This is a genomic window from Maribacter sp., assembly GCF_039968975.1.
Classification (GTDB): domain Bacteria; phylum Bacteroidota; class Bacteroidia; order Flavobacteriales; family Flavobacteriaceae; genus Maribacter.
On sequence record NZ_JBDVOT010000046.1, the window covers coordinates 1 to 3,442 of the forward strand.

3 protein-coding genes are annotated in these 3,442 nt (G+C 32.5%); all 3 read left to right on the top strand.

Going from position 1 to position 3,442, the window contains the following annotated elements; genetic code table 11:
* Positions 1 to 56 precede the first annotated feature (56 nt).
* Entirely contained in the window at positions 57 to 1,157 is a 1,101-nt protein-coding gene (locus ABJI11_RS03030; RefSeq protein WP_348349300.1) for a glycosyltransferase, read from the top strand.
* A 28-nt stretch (positions 1,158 to 1,185) separates the two neighbouring features.
* Complete coding sequence (locus ABJI11_RS03035; RefSeq protein WP_348349302.1) at positions 1,186 to 2,493, top strand: hypothetical protein; 1,308 nt, start codon at positions 1,186 to 1,188, stop codon at positions 2,491 to 2,493.
* Between the two features lie 77 nt (positions 2,494 to 2,570).
* Positions 2,571 to 3,442, top strand: an 872-nt coding sequence (locus ABJI11_RS03040) for a glycosyltransferase (protein WP_348349304.1), incomplete at its 3' end; no start/stop codon positions are given.

Sequence of the window (3,442 nt, forward strand, 5' to 3'; positions counted from 1 at the left end):
AAATAATATTTATAAATTCTCACCCAATACAGTATTTTGCTCCTATGTACAAATACATGAATGATCAAGACGTAAATACCGAGGCTTGGTATTGTTCCGATGAATCAATTAAAGGTGGTTTTGATAAAGAATTTGGCGTTAATATTACTTGGGACATACCACTATTAAACGGGTATTCCTATCAATTTTTTAAAAACAACTCTTGGAAACCTTCAGTATCTAATGGCTTTTTTGGTTTAATAAACCTAGGCTTACTTAAACAATTATTTAACGAACCCAAGGCTGTTATAATAGTACATGGTTGGAATTATTTTACGCATTTTATGGTTTTAATGTTGGGCACACTTAAAGGACATACAATCTGTTTGAGAAACGATATGCCTTTGAGCCATGAACATTACAAAAAAGGTTGGAAACAAAAAATAAAAAAGATTGGTCTAAAATATTTTTTATTCCCAAGAGTAGACAAATTTCTTTATATAGGTTCACAGAATAAAATTTTTTATAAAAGCTATGATATTGAAGATAACAGATTGGTTTCATGCCCATATGCAGTAGATAATGATAGATTTAAAGCCCAATATAAGGTCATAAAACCAAATATATCTAGTATAAGAAGGGATTTAGGTATTCCACAAAATGATAAGATCATTATTTTTTCCGGAAAATATATTGAAAAAAAAAGACCACTAGATTTATTACAAGCCTTTAAAAATTTAAACAACTCTAATTGTTGGCTAATTATGGTTGGGGAAGGTGAATTAAGAACCTCGATGGAACACTTTATAGAGAAACATCAATTAAAGCAAGTTATTCTTACAGGATTTGTAAATCAATCTAAAATAGCAGAATATTATGCTATAGGCGATTTATTTGTGATGTGCTCATCTTTAGGTGAAAATTGGGGGCTATCTGTTAATGAGGCAATGAATTTTAATACGCCACTATTACTTTCAAATCTTACAGGTTGTTCAGAAGATTTAGTCATTCAAGGTGTTAACGGTTATACATTTAAAACCAAAGATGTTAATGAACTAAAGGAAAAAATGGAAGAAATACTAATAAAAAATTCTCTAACATTGCATATTACTTCACAAGAAATAGTAGATGACTATAGTTTTTTAAGCATAACTGATAATTTAAAAAAATTACTGTAAGTCTATCTTACATTGTTAACTTAACGATATGCTATTAAAATCCAAAATTGATTCACAAAGAATTATAAAAATTGGTATTTGGATTTATTTTTTTCTACTTCTTTTTGAAGGAGGATTAAGAAAATGGATTTTACCCGCCTTAGCTGGTCCATTGGCGTTGGTTAGAGACCCTATAGCCATATTACTGGTTTTGTTATCGTTAAAACAAGGATTGTTTTCCAAAAATAATTATATCATCGCTACCACTTTTTTTGGAATTATAGCTCTTGCTACCACTTTTTTAACCGGTCATGGAAACATTGGGGTAAGTATTTATGGAGCTAGAATTATGCTAATTCATTTTCCTGTTATTTTCATAATTGGAAAAGTTTTTAAAAAGGAAGATCTCTTAAAAATGGGTGAAATTATGCTATGGATAGCAATACCAATGAGCATTTTAATGATTTTACAATTCTACAGCCCTCAATCTGCTTGGGTGAACCGTGGAGTTGGTGGAGATTTAGAGGGCGCAGGATTTTCAGGAGCGCTTGGGTATTATCGCCCACCGGGTACCTTTTCTTTCATTACGGGTTTAACCCAATTCTATGGGCTATTAGCATGTTTTGTATTTTACTTTTGGTTACGACCTAACATTGTAAATAAATATTTATTATTTGTAGCAACTTTAGGTTTATTAGCAGCGATACCTTTTTCAATTAGTAGAACATTACTTTATCAAACTGTTATTGTATTTATATTTGGTGTATTTGTCGTTTCAAGAACAATAAAGAACCTTCCTAAACTAGTATTTGGTGGCATTGGCATTGTTGCTCTATTGTTATTTTTAAGTACATTAAGTATTCTTGAAACCCCCATGGAAGCATTTACCTCTAGATTTGTAGGAGCGACCAAATATGAAGGAGGAGTAAGTGGCACATTGGTAGACCGTTATTTAGGAGGAATGTTCGAAGCTATACAACCGGATAAAAACCAATCAATATTTGGTAATGGACTAGGTAGTGGCACTAACGCAGGAGCACAAATACTAGTTAACACCGGTTTACATAAAATTCATTGGGTAGAAGAAGAATGGCAACGCATTACCTATGAATCAGGTATTATTTTAGGTTTCGGTTTCATATTCATAAGAATCATTCTTGGAATTCAATTATTCACATTAGCCTTTCAAAGGCTTATGAAGAATTCAATCCTACCTTGGTTATTAGTAAGCTTCTGTCTAATATTATTACCAAACGGTCAATGGGGGCAACCAGCCTCTCTAGGTTTTGCTATTCTTACAACTGGTCTAACATTAGCTTCTCTAAAAAATAGCAACCAAAAAAATTGTCAATCTTGAACATTGTTTTTTTTTCACATCCTAAATTCATAGGTCATCAAAGTATGCCTAGATATACTCAAATGCTAAACAAGGGTATGAAAAAAAATGGGTATAGGACCGAGGTATGGTCACCAATTGCAATTGCAAGTACTTTACCAGCACCCAAAATATTTAAAAAATGGTTTGGTTATATAGATCAATATATATTTTTCCCTTTAAGCGTTAAAATGAAATTACGGACCGTAAATAAAAATACCTTATTCATTTTTACAGATAATGCTTTAGGACCTTGGGTTCCTTTAGTTAAAAAATACAAGCATGTTATTCATTGCCATGATTTTTTGGCTCAACGTTCTGCATTTGAAGGCATAGATGAAAATATTACAGGCTATACCGGCAAAATTTATCAAAAAATAATACGCAACGGATATTCGAAAGGCAAAAATTTTATTTCTGTTTCTAAAAAAACACAGACAGATTTACATCGATTATTAGGATTTACACCTAAAATATCTCAAGTAGTGTATAATGCCATGAACAGAAGTTTTAACCCTCAACCTTTAGCAGAAACAAGGAATTTATTGTCCGAGGCAACCGGCATCAAATTAACCGGGGGGTATATTCTACATGTAGGCGGTAATCAGTGGTATAAAAACAGAATAGGTATTATTGAAATATACGACCAATTATGTCTAAGATTTAAGATTGAAATTCCATTACTTTTAATAGGCACTGCGCCAGATGAAAAATTAGAAAAACTAATATCGTCCTCTCCATTTCAGAAATATATATATAGTCTATCAAATTGCTCAGATGAATTGGTGAAAAATGCATATGCCGGTGCTTCGCTTCTTCTCTATCCCTCTTTAGACGAAGGTTTTGGTTGGCCTATTGCAGAGGCTATGGCCTCAGGCTGCCCCGTAATTACGACCAATCAAGCACCAATGACAGAAGTAGGAGAAAAGGC